Below are 17,755 nucleotides of genomic sequence, written 5' to 3'. Positions count from 1 at the left end.
TATGTGCCTGTTTTATATACGCGAGTTTCCATACAGTATATTCGACGTTACAAATACGCCGACCGGCGGCAGCGAAGTTGAAGGCGGTTGCGGTGGGATATAGCCGCTATACCCCGCCAAGCTTATATCAGTTGTCGCTACCCAGGTTCCATATTCGCCCGCCTGTAAAGAAGAGGGTAGCATCCGCAGACGTCCGGTGAGAACCAAATGCCGAAGTTGAATCTTGACATCGTCATAGATGGTTAATTGGCCGGAGTAGGCGGCGTAGGGGGAATGAAACATGATCTGCTGCGTGCTTTCATTCCAACTTCCTTCAATCGGAATCGGCGTTCCGCGAAATTGGATGGTGCCTTGAATTTGCTGGTCCTGCAAAACACGCATCACTAGTTTGCCCCACACAACCGGTCTTCCGGCGACAGATGCATGAACTCCCCATATGGAAAAGGGAGGTAAACTCTTTGTACTTGTTTGAGCCGCAACGGACATGATTCATCACTCCTCAAAGTTAGATCACGTCATTATATGCGTCCTCGGAAAAAATGCCAGTCACTGGGCAAGAATTCTTTGCAGATAACCGAACATGATCAAGTAAAAGAAGATGGACTTTCTCTTATACTGGTTGTTTCTTAATGCAGATATACTGGTTGTTTCTTAATGCAGACAGGTTTCGAACAAAATTGTTTCAACCCATCCCAGTTGCCCCAGATGCAATTTTTACATCGATTTGGTTGTCTTGGGGCAGAGGTAGTCCAGTTTTTAATGCTTGTACTGAATGTTGGTAACATGCAGGCAACCGCCTTTCCAAATTTATGCAAAAAGCATTTAAGTTGTCCAGAAACGAATCATCCTATGCAGTTATCCGCATCGTGAAAGTCCGCTTGGATTTGATCCCATCTACCCTTGTCCCCTGCATACAAATATCAAAGGCCGGAGCAACCCATTTTGGGCAACTGCCGGCCATTTGGTCCTATTTCGCAGGCATTCTACCGATGGCTCGAATCGCAAACATTTTTCACACACCGATTCTCCCAGTTGTTGCAGAAGTCCTCATATACTTGCTCTACGCCACAGTCGGATAGCATGTGCCTGACCAAAAAGTCATACCAGAACTGGTCGAAAGACAAGGGCATCCGGGTTCCATATTGGGAACGAAGGGTTACATAGCGGTCCCAGATTTTGATTCGGAATGCTGCCAATTCATCACATCGCTCCATGTCGGTTCGCCTTTAAGCGGCGCTGGTGTCGCTGGATATTTCTGACGTTTTCGCTTTTTCTTCGGAGAGCTTTTGAAATTGTTTCGCCCTTTCCAGATGAAAGGTACGTAATTGTTCGTGATACTGAGCCATTTTCATGTGCCAATCGTACATTTGCCTGACATAAGCGGCCTGGTCATGCGTATACATGGGCATTGCCTGTTTGATAAACTGCATTTGAAAACATTCCTCCTTGGGTTAGGTAAAGTTGAACTTACAGCATTAGTCTATGGCAGACGCATAGAAGCGACAACGGCATCCGCCCGGTTTCCGGTCATTTTATCGGGTTGGTTGTCTATATGCAGGCGGAAACACAGCCTTTTGGGGACCTGACTCCTATGATGCATAAAGGATATGAAAATCGGAATAATATCAGTTGCATATTCTGAAAATGGCGAATGAAAAGGAGAAAGTATGGAAAAAAGCGAACTTAAATCACAATTTAAACAGCGAATCAAAACGACAAGTAACAAATCTCCAATAATCTTGGATGGAAAAGCAAGTGAAAATGTTCCAACCGAGCCGAGTTTAATGGAGCGAACCAAAGAAGTGATGGAGAATATAGGAACCGAAATAAATAGCGTCTGACAGTATATGGCTTTTATAGCTTGGTCAACGTAACCTTTGAGATTATCGATGGGGACATTCCGTACAGATTGGAACAAGTAAATGTTTCTCATAATCAAAACCGGCCGGTTAGGGATCGCCCTGACCGACCGTTACAGTGTATTTTAGCCAACGAAATTCGGATTGGGCCCCGTATTATCCTTTGGGTTTTACGAACAATGCAGCGAGAAACGAAAAAATAATCGCTGCGGATATTCCGGCACTGGTCACTTCGAAAATTCCGGTGATGATCCCAATCCAGCCATTGCTCTTTAGTTCTTGAAGCGCACCATGGACAAGCGCGTTACCAAAGCTTGTAATCGGGACCGATGCTCCTGCCCCGGCAAATTCAATCAGCGGATCATACCATCCAATTCCGTCGACAATCGCGCCCAATACAACAAGCAGGGTCATGGTGTGGGCCGGTGTAAGTTTCAAGACATCAAAACAAAATTGTCCGAAAACACAGATTGCACCTCCCACCAAAAAAGCCCAAAGAAAAATCATAATATCTCCCTCCTTGCCTCTATGGATACGGCATGAGCGATACAAGGAATGCTTTCCCCTTGTTGAAATGAAATCGGGGATAGCAGCGCCCCCGTAGCGACAACGAGGATTCGTTTCAGTTCACCTCTTCGCATCCGATTTAGCAAATGTCCATAGGTAACAACTGCCGAACAACCGCAGCCGCTTGCTCCGGCTTGAACCATTTGGGTTTCATAATCGTAAATCATCATCCCGCAATCGGAATATTCGGTTTGTTCGATGGGAAAGTTATGTTTCTTAAACAATTTACAGGCGATTTCATATCCGACTTTCGCAAGATCGCCGGTAACGATCAAATCGTAATAACCCGGTTCAATTCCCAAATCTCGAACATGCGCCTCAATGGTGTCTACCGCTGCAGGAGCCATCGCTGCGCCCATATTAAACGGATCTTTAATGCCCATATCGATAACCCGGCCAATGGTGGCAGATGTAACAACCGGTCCGTCACCTTCCATGGATACGATGGCAGCACCGGCCCCGGTTACCGTATATTGAGCGGTTGGCGGTTTTTGCGAACCGTACTCGGTCGGATATCGGAACTGTTTCTCCGCACTGGAATCATGGCTGCATGTCCCCGCCAACACAAATTTCGCCGAACCGGAATTTACAAGGTTAGCTGCTAATGCCAGACTTTCCATCGAGGTTGAACAAGCGCCAAACACACCGAGGTAAGGGATCGATAATGTTCGCGCGGCAAAACTGCTGCTAATGATTTGATTCATCAAATCCCCGCCTATGTAAAACTGTACTTGTTCCTTTGTCAACCCCGCATTTTCAATAGCCAGTTTTGCCGCTTCTTCAATCAATGCCTTTTCTGCTTTCTCCCAGCTCTTTTGTCCCATCATGGATTCTCCATGGACAATGTCAAAATCTTTGGCCAGCGGGCCTCTTCCTTCAAATGGACCCACTACCGTTGCTGTTGATCGGATGAACGGCTTGTTCTCAAATAGCCAACTCTGGTGTCCCTTTAACATATTAAGAGCCTCCCCCGCCTTTGATCAGCAAATGTACAATTCCTACCGCAAAGGCGGCGACTGTACCAAATACAATAACCGGTCCAGCCAGTTTAAACATTTTACCGCCAACACCGAGCACCATACCTTCACTCTGATGTTCAATCGCAGCGGATGCCATCGAATTCGCAAATCCCGTCACAGGCACTGCGGAACCTGCACCAGCCCATTGGGCAAACTTATCGTACACCCCCATGCTGGTCAGAATGACAGAAAGGAGTATCATAACCGCCACGGTAGGGTCTCCAGCTTTTTTCTCATCAAAGCCGCCCCAATGCACAAACATTTCCTGGATGGCTTGTCCAACCAAACAAATGGCCCCGCCAGCTATAAACGCACGAATGAAGTTTTTGAGTATGGGCCTCGGAGGTTCGACGCTTTGCGCCAATTCTTTATATTCCTGTTGTACCCGCGTTAAATTTTTCTTTATATTATTTGCCATGAACATCCTCCTCGAATTTCAGCTGACGTATAATTGGCGAATTGTTAACGAATCAGCAATGGTTTAACTTCATCAATAATCTTTTCTAACGCTTTTGAACATTGCTCGTACATCTGCTTTGTATTTTGTTCTTTGGTAGATAAGCCAAACATTTCGAGATCCGCTTCACACTTTTTCAATGTTGCAAGCAACGCGGCTTTTTTCTGGGGTTTCGGTACTTTGATCTGATCATCAAATAAATCAACGTATAGCTGGCCATAGGAATCCACCTGTCCAAGAAATACGTTATCAATCGAAACACCTAATTTCTCCAGTTCCGTATCCAGCCATTTCCTGTTTAGACCTATCGTGGCAAGCGGTTCGTCCATTATTTTTCCATCCATAATGACCGATTGAGGTTCTTGTTCTGGCCCGACATTTATCCCCAGGTGTTTAGGCGTAAACGGTTGATTTTCCTTGGTTAAAAGAACGCTAACGTCACCGCTTGACTCCATGATGGCGAATTCAACATCGGCAGCTTTGAACACATTTTTTTTCGAAGCTGTTTCATAAGTTCATCCGTGGTAATCCTTTCTTTTTTAGGTTATCCTCCATGATCTTGCCGTCCTTAATGAGTACTGTTGCTTTGCCGTCGAATAGGTCTCTTGCCGTTTTGCTTTTCAGCTGTAAAAGTTCAATCCCTAAAGAAACAACGGTCCAAATAGTCATCGAAACCAAGCCCAGATACCAATTGGACTCCAGATCCAACGAAACGTAAGCTGCAAGGTTGCCGATCGTGATGCCGGTGATATACTCAAACAATGAAAGCTGTGATACCTGTCGTTTACCCAATATCTTCGTTAGGACAAAAAGAACCCCCATAGCCAATAACGTTCGCAAAGCGATTTCTACCCAATCCGGCATAATATTACCATTCCTTTCCAATCACATTAATCGACAAAGGTTAATATGTCCCTATTCCATTATTTTCATGCATTTCCATCTGAAAATTTTTCTAACGTATGCTTTTGTTGCGAGACGGAAATAATAATTTCGGTATTGGGAGAATGCAAGCATCTATTCCTATTACCCGTGAAACATTATCCTATCCTAAGGTAAAGGAGGTGACATTCCGTGACAGTTGCTTCTCAAGTGAAAACGTGCGTAGCATCTTTAAAAAGTGCTCAGGCGAGTCTGGAACAATTTGCTTTGGAAACACAAAATCAAGAAGCAAAATCGCTCTTTACGAATGCGGCCCAACAAACCCAACAAATCGTGCAGCAAGTAGAAAGCCGCGTACAACAGTTGGAAAATGAAGAGCCTCAATATAAGGGGTTTTAAGAAAAACAGACAAACCATGAATATTGAGGACATGGCTTGTCTGTTTTCATCGGTGAACAGATTAGAAAAGAGATCAAACCCTACAAGTTGAGTAGGGTTTGATCTCTTTTCGCTAATATTCTTTTGTTTAGACAGCTAACCTTGGATAAACCTAAACACTGCCGCCCCCATCGCCACTGCTAAAGTTGACAGTATCCAAGTTCCCCCTCGGCCCAACGCACGCCCATGGCTACGGCCGCCAAATGATGAAGGTTGGAATTGAATGCCGATCTTTTTTCCCCATTCGCTTCCCTTGGGCGCTGTCCTATTGGAGTTGCCGAAATCATTGTAAGATTGTTGTATTCGATGGTCAGGAAGCTTTTACTGGAGGCATCAATATCGGGGATGAATATACCGGATTAAAGTCGAATGTCGGCTTTTGACGCGACACCCATATTCGAATAGTGGGTTAACCTGCAAACGAACTGCAAGCAGTCTTCGACGCCCACTGGAATATCGCGCCTTACTTTGTGCCAGATGCAGACATTATTATGGCGATTAAAGCAGCTTTGGTTCGCGGTGTCCGAGTGCGCTTAGTTCCCCGCCACGTGGTATCGATCATCGTTGGAGCTGCAAGTCGGACCTACTATGGAGAACTTTTGGAAGCCGGGGTTCATATCTACCTCTACAATAAAGGCGTGTTGCATGCGAAGTTAATGATCATTGACGGAGAAATTGCCGAGATAGGCTCCTCAAATTTTGATTTAAGAAGCTACCGTCTGAATTATGAAGTGTGCGAAGTTGTGTACAGTTCTGAAGTAGCACGAAAACTGGCGGAACAATTCGAGCATGATCTTGCGGACTCCATTCCCTTACGGATGGAAGTCCCGCCTCAACGCACGCATTTGCAGCGGATTCTCGATCAAACGGCGTGCTTGCTTTCACCAATCATTTGATGAAAGAGGAAATGAAAAGTTGTTTCTTCAATTCTCAATTGAGTTCTTGCTAGATTTTGTAGGATTGTCCATCATTACAAAGATGTTAGGGAAAAACCAATTTAGTCAAGTAACACCGTTTGACTTCATTTCAGCTATTTTTTAGGTGAAGTCGTTGGAAATACTCTATATGACATGCAACTGTCTACCCTATGCTGTATTCTTTATTCTTATGGAGGTCATTTATGTTAGCTATTAAGACGGCAGGCCAAAAGTCTTGGAAATAAGAAGTTGGATCGATGGAACCCTGTGCCTTAATTCCGATAGTAGCATAATTACCCAATAGTTGGATTTCGTGCCGAATCAACTTATAAAAATATGGAGACTTAGTCCCTGGGCATCCGTTGAGCTGCTAAAAAAATAAGAAGTATCAAACCCATATACCCAAATAGCGGATAAAGATAAGTAAGTAAGGAGGTGAAACCGGCTTGACTAATCAAAAAACTAGCAAGTAATATGCCAAGAACTAACCAACTTTTAGGAAGATTAAATAGACTTTGGATTTGACGAGAAATTCCGAAAACATTGCCTATCAATGTGGTGAATATTTCTCCATAGATTACGAGCAAAAACAATACATGAAAAAACCGCCCGAAATCTCGAATAATCTCGGCCATCGGAATATCGTATTGAAGAATCTCGGGCATCTTTGAGCTCATTGCAAAATGGCTGACAAGAAGCATAAAACCAAGACCAATGCCTCCCCAAAACCCTCCCCATTTTAATGCGCTTTCGTCATCCACCTCACTCCCCAGAGGAACCATAACGGCTAGAATAAAAGCAAAATTCAATCCTGCATACACAAACGGACTCACGAACCACTTCAAATTGTACAGTTGTTGGTTCTGCCAACCGACTATATCAAAAATATTGTCTATTCTGACAACCTTTACGACAAGGAGAATAGTGAAAAAAAGCATCATGGGAACAACTAACGAGTTTACGAACATAATTCCGCTGATTTCCTTCGTCATCACCAGATAACACAAAACGATGCTGATGATAATACCCAGTTGATAGGGTAGACGGAGTTGTTCTTCGAAAATGGTACCGGTTCCTGAAAGCATCACGGCCGTTACCCCAAATAGAATAATAAAAGTCAAGGCATTTGCGACTTTGCCGAAAATCTTGCCAAACAGATAAACATTAAACTCCTGATATGAAAATGCTTTGATATGGTGAGCTAGAATCATCATTTTAGTGCCGATCCACACAAAAAGAAAGGTGCTGCATAAAATGCCTAATACCCCATAGGCTCCGTATACCGTGAAAAACTGCATAATCGACTGTCCTGAAGCAAATCCGGCTCCCACCACGGTTCCCGTATATGTTGCGGCGATTTGTATTATCATATTTGTATTTTTCTTCATATTTCACCCATGTCCTGGTAGAGAATAGAATCATTAAATTCTATGCTTAAAAAAAATGCTTATTCCAAAAGGAACTCGTTGTCAGCCGTTATGACGAGAATCGATAGTGGTCCGGTAGATCATCAATTAACAAACTTGAGTCTTTAACAATGACATGGTAAATATGCAGCTCATGAATCTGGGCATGATTTTTGGAATCGGTAAACTTATGGTTTTGGCCTTTATTTATCTACCGAGGATGAATCTGTGCAATCAACGCCCCGCTTGGCGATGCTCGAAGCCAGCAGATATAGCCCCACATAGATAGGAAACGAATATGTATGTTTCCAGTGAACGGGGTGGTATAAATCGGCCATTTGTGAGACCGGCTCGGCCACAAAAGCGGAAAATCCCCCAAATAGGAGAGCTTTGAACAACGGATGTATGCCAGACTTGTACTGGTGTAAGAACATAACCGTGACGGGAAGAAGTGAAAAATTCCATGGAAAATTAGCGGGCATGAATGGTATGACTTCCCAGTGATAATGCCAAAGTCCCATGGCAATCCCAAGCTGGTCCAGCCACGACGACACGATAATCATCATAAACCCGGATAGGAGAAACTGTCCCGTAGCTCTCTTATCCCGAAATCCGATCCAAAATAGCCAGGGGCATATCGATAAACCTACTCCCAACCACCATTGCCGCGTAAATAGTACGTGAGTGCGCCAAATGTCAGTCATGTTGCGGTGTACTTAGACAATCAATTGATAGGCTTGTTCGATTACATGATGAATCTAATTTTCGTCCACCGATGCCACCCCTTTCCGTTATCCGGGTACCGATCATTTCATACAGTATATTCGACGTTACAAATACGCCAACCGGCGGCAAAGAAGTTGAAGGCGGTTGCGGTGGGACATAGCCGCTATAACCCGCCAAGCTTATATCAGTTGTCGCTACTCAGGTTCCATATTCGCCCGCCTGTAAAGAGGGGGGAGCATCTGCAGGCGTCCGGTGAGAATCAGATGCCGAAGTTGAATCTGGACATCGTCATACATGGTTAAATGGCCGGAGTAAGCGGCGTAGGAGTAATGAAACACGATCTGCTGAGCGCTTTCATTCCAGCTTCCTTCAATCGGAATCGGTGTTCCGCGGAATTGGATGGTGCCTTGAATTTGTTGGTCCGGCAAAGCACACATCACGAGTTTGCCCCACACAACCGGTCTTTCGGCGACAGATGCATGAACTCCCCATATGGAAAAGGGAGGTAAACTCTTTGTACTTGTTTGAGCCGCGATGGACATAATTCATCACTCCTCAAAGTTGGATCACGTCATTATATGCGTCCTCGGCCGGCATTCAAGCGATCGGCAACACGGCAGAAGATTTGCCGCCCGTTCCTAGCGAACACCCGACGATCGGACGTGACCCGGAGTACAAGCGGTACGGTACGCTTAGCTGACTGGCAGGCATCGATCTGGTTACAGGTAAAGTGGTCGGTTCAGTAGAAGATCGCCATCGCAGCAAGGAATTTGTGAACTTCCTCAAAAAGTTGGACAGCACCTACGAACCGGGATTACGAATCCAAATTATTTTGGATAACCACTCCTCCCATACTTCGAAGGAAACCAGGGCATATTTGGAGACCGTGCCTGGGCGGTTCGAGTTTATATTTACGCCTAAACATGGTTCATGGCTCAACATCATCGAAGTGTTCTTCGCTAAAATGACCAAACAGGCGCTGCGGCATATTCGTGTTCAATCAAAAGAAGAATTGAAGGAACGCATTGAACAATACCTGCAGGAAGTGAACGCCAATCCGGTTCCGTTTCGTTGGAAATATGGTTTGGATGGGTCGGTTTCGTAATCTAACGATACTTTAGGAACGTTCTACTAGTCTGGCCGTCATCGAGCAATTTCCGTAGCGTCGAGGACGTCGTTAACATGTCTGTCGAAGACCTAACGGCCTTCATCATCGAGTGTGGCAAGAATCGCTTTGAGAACCCGAAAGAAGTGGTTCAGGCTTTGCAGAAAGCGGCGCGTTCTTCCTACCGCTTGATTAAGGCCATGGCTGATGCCGTTAACTTTGCGATGGCTTCGAACATTCGAATCATCCGTTCTCTTCAAGAGCAGCCCAAATCGCTACAAAAGGCGATCGAAGAAAATTTGGTGACCATTCCACAGACCCTCACGTCTGTACCCGGAATCGGCCCCATTTTCGCAGCTGGCATCCTTTCAGAGATCGGAGACATTCAGCGTTTTCCAAACCATATGAAACTAGCCAAGTACGGCGGACTCGCATGGACGGAAAACCAGTCCGGTAATTTTTAAAGGCGTTGAATCTCGGCTTATTAAGTCCGGCAACCGTTAGTTGAAGTACTACTTCACCGAAGCCGCAAAGAGTGTCCAGGTGCACGACACAGTATTTGCGCAGTACTACAACCTCAAAAAAGCGGAGCCGGCGAAATACGCCGAAAAACGTGCCCTTGCGCTTACAGCTCGTAAATTAGTGCGGTTGGTCGATTATCTGATGCGAACCAACCGACTCTACGAACCTCAAGAGGTGATCCGACAAAATGCTTGACATAACTTCATTTTACTTATCCACCAGTTCCTAGTTTTGATGGAAATATCTTTAATTTTCTAGGTAGGGTGGGTCTAGCTTGGTGTTGCCTATTTTCGGGTCACCCCTAAAAATTAAGCAGCTGGCAAAAGTTATGTTATCTTAGGGGCTTGACATCGTACCGCTGCTCTATTTTATCAGAAAACCACAAAGAATCCTTATTTTTTGACAGACAGACTTAAGACACATTTAAATTGACTTAAATTTTTTATTTTTCTCCATATAAGCTCGGTCCGCTTCATTTATTTTTTCCATTGCAAGGCGTAAAGGATGATGTGAAATTTCTGTCGGCTTTTTTCTGCGTTTTCTTATTGTTGGATAAGGACAAATGATGTTACTGGCTTGTAGTAACCAGTTCAATTCTTCTTCATCCGGTCTAGAAATAAATGATACAGAAAGATCAGGTGCTTCCGGAAAAGAAAAAGCAAAAACCGGAGTTTCGTTTTCCATAATTTCTGGATGAGCATTTTGCAAAAATCTGAGCCCTTATGGCACAAGGATTTCTGAACATAAAAAAGGGACTTCACCCCAACTTGGAGAAGTTTTTCGGTGACCAAACCCAAAACTTCAAGAATGGAGGAAGTCACCTTGTATATTCTCCAAGAAAGTCTGTTTTCCTTCGAGGAACTGCAAAAACTTGAATCCAAAGAACGATTGCCTATCTTTTTCAGCGCTCTTGACCTACGTCCTTACGCCAAAGAACTGAGAAGCCGTTCACCCCGTGGCGCTGACGGTCACTGCAGACAAGGAATTCTTCGGGCTTTGCTTGCAGCTCCGCTTGAGAATATCAGTACGTTCACTGGCCTACATCGTCGGCTGGATATGGATCTTCGTTTTCGCTATCAATGCGGACTTCGGCTTGATCGGAAAGCTCCTTCCGTGGCAACGTTGAGCCGCGTCTTTGCCGAGCTTACGAGCAAAGACCTGGCCAAGCGACTTTTTGAGGATCTGGTCACACGCTGCAAGCAAGAAGGCATCGTCGATGGAAGTCATGTGGCCATCGATAGTGCCGCGATCCATGCCTACGAGAAGAAACAGCCGAAACGTAAAAGCGAGCTCACAGGCAATGCAAACTGGGGTGCCAAGTTCGACTCCTTCGGCAATAAGGTGAAGTGGTTTGGCTACAAGCTTCATCTCGCCGTCGATACCAAAAGCGAACTGCCGATGGCGCTCGCCGTGACACCGGCTCATGTCCATGACGGCGATATGGCGCCAGATCTGATGGAACAAGTCGCGGCAAAAACCAAAGTCAGCTTCTTTGTCCTCGATGCTGGGTACGACCAACTAAAAAACTATGAGGCAGCCCGGAATTTGAAAGCACAGGCGATCATCCCGATGAATCTTCGCAATGAGAAAGAGCCGCCTGCCGGCATGACATCAAACGGAACGCCTTGCTGCTCCATGGGTTTTCCGATGACCTATTGGGGAGCGGATGGCGATGTTCTGAAATTCCGCTGTCCCCATGCTACAGGCAAGGTAGACTGCCCGCTCGGAATGGCCGCTTGTTCGTCTTCCAATTATGGGATGGTCGTTAAGGTGGATACAACCAGTGATCTGCGCCGCTACTCCACACCGCATCGGGAGAGCAAGCGTTGGAAAGAACTGTACAACGAAAGAACTAGCGTGGAACGATGCAATTCCCGCTTGAAAACCTATCTAACTGCCGATGCGATGCACGTTTGGGGAATTCGGAAAGTCACAACGCACCAGTACCTTAACGCCATTGTATTGCTGGCTTCTGCACTAGCCATGGTTAAGCATTCAAGCAAAGCCGCAGCTTAAATTTTTCGGCATAGACGAAAATTCTGCAGGTCTGCCCATTTTTCGAAAATGCTGTTGCCTCACGATACTTAAACCCATAACTGTCTACGAAAATCTGTTGTCGATTCTCAAAAAGAGGAATTATGCAAAATGCTCAAACAAAAAAAGTCGACCAATTTGGCCAGCTTTTTTTGGGTAAGATATTTTCATGTCCTTCACATATTTACCGGAACTCGAACTGACTTTCTTCTGCTCTCCCTAATTTATACCACACCCCCTCTATTATTTCTTACTGCACTTGGCATTAACAAGATAATGACAACGACTTCTTTCCTTAGTTTTATATATAATTCTACAAAAAAAGGAATATTGAATGGAATGCCTGAGACAAATCCAACCAATCTATGTTCGATCTGAATATTGATCCTTTTAATGTGCTCAACAGTATCCTCACCCATTATCTATAATTGGTAGATTTTGTCTATAAAATAAATTGTCTGATAATAAAGGATGAATGTCTAATTGCTTGTCAAAAAAGGGTGGATTGCCGAAAGAAATTGGGTTTAGTGATTGTATCATCGTAATGACTGTGGAAAATGTGTGTCGTTGCCGGTGAAACCGGAGGTATTAGCCATGACCAATCCCCAGTAAGATTTCGTCCTTCGTCAGATTCGATCTGCTCAAAAAGTTGAAATTGTTTCGCTGCAGTGTGGTGATCGACAATGGTGACACCTTGTTCATTGAAAGAGTGCAACACAGCGATGTTTAACTCGATCAGTGCCCTGTCCTTCCACAAGGATGTGTCCGTTTTGGTATTAAGCCCCATTAAATGAGCCACCTTGGGTAACATGTTGTACCGCTGAGTATCGGCGAAATTACGTGCACCGATCTCTGTTTCCATATACCAACCATTGAACGGTGCTGCTGAATAGGTAATGCCGCCTATTTCTAATGCCATGTCTGAAATCATTGGAACAGCGTACCACTTGAGTCCTAATTCAATGAATTGAGGTAAATCCGGATGACGAATATCGACTTCCATTACTAAGTCGTCAGGAATAGGGAACCATACAGGCTTTTCCCCATTTACTTGAATAACTAATGGTAACACATCAAATGCCGTTCGTTTACCTCGCCATCCTAACTCCTCACAAATACGTGTAAAACGCACTGAATGTGGATCGCCCACGATACCTTGATCTGTTTCATAACCGGCGTAGCGAATGAGTTGGTGATTCCAGATCCGAATCTTAGGGTCGAACACTGTGATGGTTGGCCTGATTTTTCCTACGTTCGTTGCATATTCAATATGGCGATAAAGAGCAGTCACAACTTCCTCAGCGGTTTGTCGACTTCTTTCGTCAAACACTTTGAGTGACTGCCAAAATAATCGTCCTATACATCGATTGCTATTTCTCCAAGCCATTCTAGCCCCGTGTTCCAATTCCTCAAATGAATGCTCATAGGTTCCATCCTGTTTGATCATGTTCCATATTTCCGATATTCTTTCGTGAGTTTCGTCTATCCCCTTTCCGAGTTCCTCATAGCAAGTGATAATGAATTTTCTTGATTCTTCGTATAGTTCCATGCTGAAATGTTCCTTTCAAGTCCGCCGGTAGATATACTTTTCCACTGTATAGTATACTCCAAATTATACCCATTTACTATTGAGCTCTTCTGCCCGTTAGCCTAATACACTTTGCCAGTCTAATATTTATTCTCTTAGTCTAATGTTGGAATCCGATCGACATCGCTCTACAATGTTGTGGTACATTCACATTCAATGTTTACATAATAATTATTATGTAAACTTTATGGCATTATGATCTGCCAACACATGGAGGCCTGGTACGTGAGTCAAAAGGACAAGCGGGACCAGCTTAAGCAGATCATTCCTCTCAACCTGCACCTGCCAATTTTAAAAAGACACGTTCTCAAAATTGGGTTAGGCTGCCTTTTTGACGGCATGACTCTTAGATGCTTGAATGAATTTGTTCCGCTGTATTGGGGAGATATTCCTGCTTGTCCCCTTCTGATTCCTCCACGTGCTTGGGAAACGTAAGTATGATCAGGAAAACTAAAATCAATGGGATACTGAACAAAATGAAGTAGGTTTTGAATTCAAAAGTTCAAAGCCAATAAATAACCGCCTATTGTCGGTCCGAGAATAGAACCGATGCGGCCGACGCCAAGCCCCCAACCGACGAAGGTCGAACGCATTCGGGTAGGGAAAACCTCTGTCTTGAGCGAATGGATAATGTTTTGACCGCCTACGATCAGCATGGCGGCAAGTCCGTTGAACACATATAAAGCGGCAACCGTTTCGATATAACCAAAATCCACAGGCTGACCGCCCCCATTTTCATTTTTGAATTTTTGAATCGAGCAGGCCTATGCGCACTTAGGTTTTTTCACTCGAAAAAGCACTTCCGGAGCAATCATCAGCAGCACCATCGAGCCGTATAATCCAATCGTGTAGCTGGTCACGTAAGCGAAGCCGATGATCTGGTGAAACACAAAGGTGAGCAGATGGATCAGCATATTCGTATAGCAAAAGGCATAGCTTCGAATCATCCACCGACGATGCTGAAGAATCCGTTTTTTAAAGATGTGGACAAGAGCAGTTGCCGTTATGACCAGCCAGAGAATATTGAGAACATTAAAGCCTATACTGCTTATTTTTCCTCCCGTGGCATAGGGCGCCATGTATCCGGATGTCAGCACGGCAATAAGCACGGACGAAACATAGACGCAGCCGTTCACGCGATGAAAACCACGGTACTTCTCATAGCTGCGCCTTGAACAATTGATGAGACCCGAGCCCATCGCAATACAGGCGAAACCTGCATGAATATACATGACCATTAGCCAGATCCGAGGTTTAAGCTCATACTCCAGACCTGCTTTATGACTTAAAAACGTCTCGGCACCCGGATCGACAACGAAATTGTTGACCAAGACATAAAGGATGTAAATCATACTAACGCACGCGATCAGCTTGTAGAAGGTTTGGCGTCTGTTCATGCTTTTACCCCTTATATTCGCTTCCCTGTTAATTTGGAGGCCGGCAATACATCGGTTTTGGCTATACCGGTCATAATGTCATTCACCGATGTGCCTTGAAGGCGTGCAAGATCCATCGCGGCGTTTGGGTCACGGACCGCCGATCCCTTACGCGGGGGGATACCGATGTTACGCCAGACCGTTCCTCTCCGTTCAAATTCGAACAATTGCTCTACTGCATGTGCAATCCGAGGCCCCAGCTCCCGCTCTACGAGATGGAGCGCGATATCCAGCCCCGAGGTTACATCGCCTCCGGTAACAAGGTTGCCGTCATCGACTACGCGAGCCGGAACAGGTATCGCACCGGTCGCCCCAAGCACATCCATTCCCAAGTAATTCGTTACCGCCGGCCTTCCTTCCAGCAGTCCTCCCATGGCCAGCACCAAGGAACCCCCGCATACGGTAGCCACTACGATATCCGGATGCCCGAGTGCTTGCTTAAGTATTCCGGTCAGTTCCGTGTTCACGGCACGGGCAAGAATGGCAGGAATGGAATTTGGGCTGTCTCCTTCTATCTCACCGGACGCGCCAGGCACGAGAATGATGCCCTTTCGGTATGGGCTCAGCCTGCCGGCCGCTTCAATTTTTAACCCGTTTACGCCACTCGGGACGAGCCTTGGCCCTTCTGCAGTGACGAATTCCACACACAACGCATGATCGGCAACCATTCCGGCCGCGCAAAATACTTCGTAAGGTGCAATAGCATCCAGAAGATCGAAGCCATCGAACAGCACGATTTGTACAGTCAACATCCATATAACCTCCTTTTATTCACTCCACTGATAGGTAGAATACCAAAAGAATCTCTCAAACGTAGCACCAAAAAGGTAACAAAACCATAAACAAACCGTCACAATATGCGCGGAACTCGTTTTTTTGGCGGAAGAGATGATACACTTATATATATTCGGAAAGGATCAATCCTCGGAATGAAGGCGGGATCGATATGAATGAAAGACCTACGATCTTGGTCGTGGACGATGACCGGAGCATCGTTGAACTATTGAGAGACTTTTTGGAGAATGATCATTTTCAGGTCGTAATGGCTAATGACGCGGCGCAAGCATGGACAGCGTTTCAACAGAACACGGTTCATTGCATCATCCTGGACGTTATGATGCCGGGACAAAACGGATTTGATTTCTGCCGGCGCGTTCGGACGGAAAGCCCTGTTCCGATCCTGTTCTTGAGTGCCCGCAGCGATGATGTAGACAAGATTCGCGGGCTGACACTTGGCGGCGATGACTATATCGTCAAAACCGCTTCACCCGGCGAGATCGTTGCCCGCGTAAAGGCTGTTCTGCGACGCGCCGGCAACCAGCAAGCAAGTGCGGCCAAGGTGTTGGATTATGGCCGTCTTAAGCTCGATTTGTCTACTAGAGAAGTGTTCGTCGATAGAAGGAGAGTCTCGCTCACGCCGAAGGAATATGAGCTGCTGCGATTGTTTGCGGAGCATCCGAGACAGGTGTTTACCTATGATCAATTGCTCGCGAAATTCTGGGATGGCATCGGCGATAAGCATACGATTCGCGTCCATCTGAGTCGTCTTCGCGAGAAGATCGAGCTGGATCCGGATCAGCCGCAATATTTAACCAACGTATGGGGCGTTGGTTATCGCTTCGAGGGGCGTATAACATGAGGAAGCTTCGTATTCGTACCTATGCCTTGTTCAGCTTGGTGCTCCTTCTGCTGCTGCCATGGGTTTTCTTTGTGGCAGCTCACTTCATCACGACCCAATCGCTGCATATTGGAGCGGGCCGGCCGGATTCCTATGCGGTTCCCATTGTGGCTGCGTTTGCAGGGCTGCTGCTCGCTTTCTTTATTGTAGGCATTCGCATGCGAAGGCTCCTTCTTATGCCCCTTGAGAAAATGAGCCAGGCAGCTCGGCAAATTGCCGAAGGCGATTGGGACGTTCAGCTGCCCCCATCGACCATCAAAGAGATTGCCGAGGTTCGAGAGGGATTCGAAGTCATGGTGAACGGTCTGCTAAGCTCGCACCGGAAGCAAGCGGAGCTGGAGGAGGAACGGAGATTCGTTATCGCTGCTGTCGCACATGACTTGCGGACACCGTTATTTGCCTTGCGCGGTTATTTGGACGGGGTTGAGCAAGGCATTGCGCAAACACCGGAACAAATCGCAAAGTATGTGGATGTTTGCAAGGAGAAATCGGCGCAATTGGACCGGTTGGTCGAGGATCTTTTCACCTTTACGAAGTTGGAGTACCTGGAAACGGAGTTAAGCAAGAACACAGCAGGTTTTAACGAAATTGTTCAGAAATCGATTGACAGCCTGGAGCCGCAAGCGCAGAAGAAGCACATCTCGATCGTCGCCCATTATGCGCCGGATGATTGTTTGATTCGAGCAGATTCGCACTTAATGGAGCGCGCGTTGAGCAATTTATTGGATAATGCCGTGCGGCACACGCCTGCTCATGGCCGCATTCTCGTTCAGTGCCGCCAGCAGGGAGATCGGGCAGCGTTCACGATCCAAGATTCAGGGCCGGGCTTTGCGCAGGATGAGCTCAAACGTATCTTTGAGCCTCTTTATCGGGGAGAGCAATCGAGAAATCGTGCGACGGGAGGAGCCGGATTGGGGCTGACCATATCCCAGCGAATCATCCGCCGGCATGGAGGCGAGCTTGCTGCAAGCAACCACCCGGAGGGAGGAGCCATCCTCTCAGGCTGGATTCCTGTCGCTAACCGATAGGAAGACCGGCTCCAAATAACCAAGGAAGCAAGCGAAGGCTGCCAGCAAATATTCGGTATCCTTCGCTTATCGTTCATCGTCCCAGCAATTTTA

At 46.0% G+C, this 17,755-nt stretch carries 23 protein-coding genes and 2 pseudogenes; 11 read left to right on the top strand and 14 right to left on the bottom strand.

Annotation, left to right across the window (positions count from 1 at the left end; genetic code table 11):
- Positions 1-12: 12 nt before the first annotated feature.
- Together EXW96_RS03785 and EXW96_RS03780 are read right to left on the bottom strand one after the other, a co-directional pair.
- A complete protein-coding gene (locus EXW96_RS03785) occupies positions 13-399 on the bottom strand; it encodes a hypothetical protein (RefSeq protein ID WP_309225006.1) in 387 nt (128 codons plus the stop codon).
- A gap of 827 nt (positions 400-1,226) precedes the next feature.
- Positions 1,227-1,430 (bottom strand): hypothetical protein, encoded by a 204-nt coding sequence (locus tag EXW96_RS03780; RefSeq protein ID WP_023559066.1) that lies wholly within the window; start codon positions 1,428-1,430, stop codon positions 1,227-1,229.
- Between the two features lie 237 nt (positions 1,431-1,667).
- On the opposite strand from EXW96_RS03780, the gene EXW96_RS03775 reads away from it, so the two are divergent.
- Positions 1,668-1,841, top strand: a complete 174-nt coding sequence (locus EXW96_RS03775) for a hypothetical protein (RefSeq protein WP_153784608.1) — start codon at positions 1,668-1,670, stop codon at positions 1,839-1,841.
- Between the two features lie 174 nt (positions 1,842-2,015).
- Here EXW96_RS03775 and spoVAE read toward each other — a convergent pair whose 3' ends face one another.
- The 4 genes and pseudogenes from spoVAE to EXW96_RS03755 form a co-directional block, all read right to left on the bottom strand.
- Positions 2,016-2,366 (bottom strand): stage V sporulation protein AE, encoded by a 351-nt coding sequence (spoVAE, locus tag EXW96_RS03770; RefSeq protein WP_005832063.1) that lies wholly within the window; start codon positions 2,364-2,366, stop codon positions 2,016-2,018.
- Positions 2,363-3,382, bottom strand: coding sequence for a stage V sporulation protein AD (spoVAD, locus tag EXW96_RS03765; protein ID WP_174349916.1), 1,020 nt, complete (start codon positions 3,380-3,382; stop codon positions 2,363-2,365). The genes spoVAE and spoVAD overlap by 4 nt, the downstream gene beginning before the upstream one ends.
- Position 3,383: 1 nt before the next feature.
- Positions 3,384-3,863, bottom strand: coding sequence for a stage V sporulation protein AC (gene spoVAC, locus EXW96_RS03760; RefSeq protein WP_005832062.1), 480 nt, complete (start codon positions 3,861-3,863; stop codon positions 3,384-3,386).
- 44 nt (positions 3,864-3,907) lie between these two features.
- Positions 3,908-4,766, bottom strand: a pseudogene (locus tag EXW96_RS03755) (DUF421 domain-containing protein).
- Positions 4,767-4,976: 210 nt separating this feature from the next.
- Between EXW96_RS03755 and EXW96_RS03750 the strand changes: the two are divergent.
- The 3 genes from EXW96_RS03750 to EXW96_RS28470 all read left to right on the top strand — a co-directional run bounded on the left by EXW96_RS03750 (position 4,977) and on the right by EXW96_RS28470 (position 6,263).
- Complete coding sequence (locus EXW96_RS03750; RefSeq protein ID WP_007781230.1) at positions 4,977-5,183, top strand: DUF1657 domain-containing protein; 207 nt, start codon at positions 4,977-4,979, stop codon at positions 5,181-5,183.
- Positions 5,184-5,647: 464 nt separating this feature from the next.
- Positions 5,648-6,118: a phospholipase D-like domain-containing protein gene (locus EXW96_RS27235; RefSeq protein ID WP_302621102.1), complete on the top strand. Its 471-nt coding sequence runs from the start codon at positions 5,648-5,650 to the stop codon at positions 6,116-6,118.
- Positions 6,012-6,263: a DUF421 domain-containing protein gene (locus EXW96_RS28470; RefSeq protein WP_375256434.1), complete on the top strand. Its 252-nt coding sequence runs from the start codon at positions 6,012-6,014 to the stop codon at positions 6,261-6,263. The genes EXW96_RS27235 and EXW96_RS28470 overlap by 107 nt, the downstream gene beginning before the upstream one ends.
- 220 nt (positions 6,264-6,483) lie before the next feature.
- Here the strand turns inward: EXW96_RS28470 and EXW96_RS03740 are convergent, their stop codons facing one another.
- The 3 genes from EXW96_RS03740 to EXW96_RS03735 all read right to left on the bottom strand — a co-directional run bounded on the left by EXW96_RS03740 (position 6,484) and on the right by EXW96_RS03735 (position 8,813).
- Positions 6,484-7,527, bottom strand: coding sequence for a YkvI family membrane protein (locus tag EXW96_RS03740; protein WP_174349915.1), 1,044 nt, complete (start codon positions 7,525-7,527; stop codon positions 6,484-6,486).
- A gap of 221 nt (positions 7,528-7,748) precedes the next feature.
- Positions 7,749-8,249, bottom strand: a complete 501-nt coding sequence (locus tag EXW96_RS28015; protein WP_301554599.1) for a CBO0543 family protein — start codon at positions 8,247-8,249, stop codon at positions 7,749-7,751.
- Positions 8,250-8,465: 216 nt separating this feature from the next.
- The gene (locus EXW96_RS03735) at positions 8,466-8,813 is read right to left on the bottom strand and encodes a hypothetical protein (protein WP_254611199.1); all 348 of its coding nucleotides are present in this window, start codon (positions 8,811-8,813) and stop codon (positions 8,466-8,468) included.
- Between the two features lie 158 nt (positions 8,814-8,971).
- On the opposite strand from EXW96_RS03735, the gene EXW96_RS03730 reads away from it, so the two are divergent.
- From EXW96_RS03730 to EXW96_RS26915, 3 genes are all read left to right on the top strand, one after another.
- Positions 8,972-9,376, top strand: coding sequence for an IS630 family transposase (locus EXW96_RS03730; protein WP_309225024.1), 405 nt, complete (start codon positions 8,972-8,974; stop codon positions 9,374-9,376).
- A 77-nt stretch (positions 9,377-9,453) separates the two neighbouring features.
- The gene (locus tag EXW96_RS26920; protein WP_217437240.1) at positions 9,454-9,840 is read left to right on the top strand and encodes a transposase; all 387 of its coding nucleotides are present in this window, start codon (positions 9,454-9,456) and stop codon (positions 9,838-9,840) included.
- Positions 9,841-9,880: 40 nt separating this feature from the next.
- A complete protein-coding gene (locus EXW96_RS26915; RefSeq protein ID WP_217437239.1) occupies positions 9,881-10,093 on the top strand; it encodes a hypothetical protein in 213 nt (70 codons plus the stop codon).
- Between the two features lie 228 nt (positions 10,094-10,321).
- On the opposite strand, the gene EXW96_RS03720 is transcribed toward EXW96_RS26915, so the two are convergent.
- The gene (locus EXW96_RS03720) at positions 10,322-10,606 is read right to left on the bottom strand and encodes a hypothetical protein (protein WP_174349913.1); all 285 of its coding nucleotides are present in this window, start codon (positions 10,604-10,606) and stop codon (positions 10,322-10,324) included.
- A 114-nt stretch (positions 10,607-10,720) separates the two neighbouring features.
- On the opposite strand from EXW96_RS03720, the gene EXW96_RS03715 reads away from it, so the two are divergent.
- Positions 10,721-11,914, top strand: coding sequence for a transposase (locus EXW96_RS03715; protein ID WP_174350067.1), 1,194 nt, complete (start codon positions 10,721-10,723; stop codon positions 11,912-11,914).
- 508 nt (positions 11,915-12,422) lie between these two features.
- On the opposite strand, the gene EXW96_RS03710 is transcribed toward EXW96_RS03715, so the two are convergent.
- Complete coding sequence (locus EXW96_RS03710; RefSeq protein WP_062408341.1) at positions 12,423-13,481, bottom strand: nitric oxide synthase oxygenase; 1,059 nt, start codon at positions 13,479-13,481, stop codon at positions 12,423-12,425.
- A 264-nt stretch (positions 13,482-13,745) separates the two neighbouring features.
- Here EXW96_RS03710 and EXW96_RS03705 point away from each other — a divergent pair, with 264 nt between their 5' ends.
- Positions 13,746-13,955 carry a hypothetical protein gene (locus EXW96_RS03705; protein ID WP_145862507.1) on the top strand — a complete coding sequence of 70 codons (210 nt, stop codon included), beginning with the start codon at positions 13,746-13,748 and terminating at the stop codon, positions 13,953-13,955.
- Between the two features lie 59 nt (positions 13,956-14,014).
- Here the strand turns inward: EXW96_RS03705 and EXW96_RS03700 are convergent, their stop codons facing one another.
- The 3 genes and pseudogenes from EXW96_RS03700 to EXW96_RS03690 form a co-directional block, all read right to left on the bottom strand.
- On the bottom strand, positions 14,015-14,236 hold the full coding sequence (locus EXW96_RS03700) for a hypothetical protein (protein WP_174349912.1): 222 nt from the start codon (positions 14,234-14,236) through the stop codon (positions 14,015-14,017).
- 48 nt (positions 14,237-14,284) lie between these two features.
- Positions 14,285-14,917: a DUF2306 domain-containing protein gene (locus EXW96_RS03695; protein ID WP_174349911.1), complete on the bottom strand. Its 633-nt coding sequence runs from the start codon at positions 14,915-14,917 to the stop codon at positions 14,285-14,287.
- A gap of 116 nt (positions 14,918-15,033) precedes the next feature.
- Positions 15,034-15,708: pseudogene (locus EXW96_RS03690) on the bottom strand (DJ-1/PfpI family protein); the annotation flags it as partial.
- 194 nt (positions 15,709-15,902) lie between these two features.
- Here EXW96_RS03690 and EXW96_RS03685 point away from each other — a divergent pair.
- Together EXW96_RS03685 and EXW96_RS03680 are read left to right on the top strand one after the other, a co-directional pair.
- Complete coding sequence (locus EXW96_RS03685) at positions 15,903-16,595, top strand: response regulator transcription factor (RefSeq protein WP_054818584.1); 693 nt, start codon at positions 15,903-15,905, stop codon at positions 16,593-16,595.
- On the top strand, positions 16,592-17,662 hold the full coding sequence (locus tag EXW96_RS03680) for a sensor histidine kinase (protein ID WP_174349909.1): 1,071 nt from the start codon (positions 16,592-16,594) through the stop codon (positions 17,660-17,662). Before EXW96_RS03685 ends, EXW96_RS03680 begins: the two co-directional genes overlap by 4 nt.
- The last annotated feature ends 93 nt before the right edge of the window (positions 17,663-17,755 follow it).

Source organism: Paenibacillus sp. JMULE4, from assembly GCF_013337105.1.
Classification (GTDB): domain Bacteria; phylum Bacillota; class Bacilli; order Paenibacillales; family NBRC-103111; genus Paenibacillus_G; species Paenibacillus_G naphthalenovorans.
This window is presented reverse-complemented; position numbering and strand designations above follow the sequence as displayed.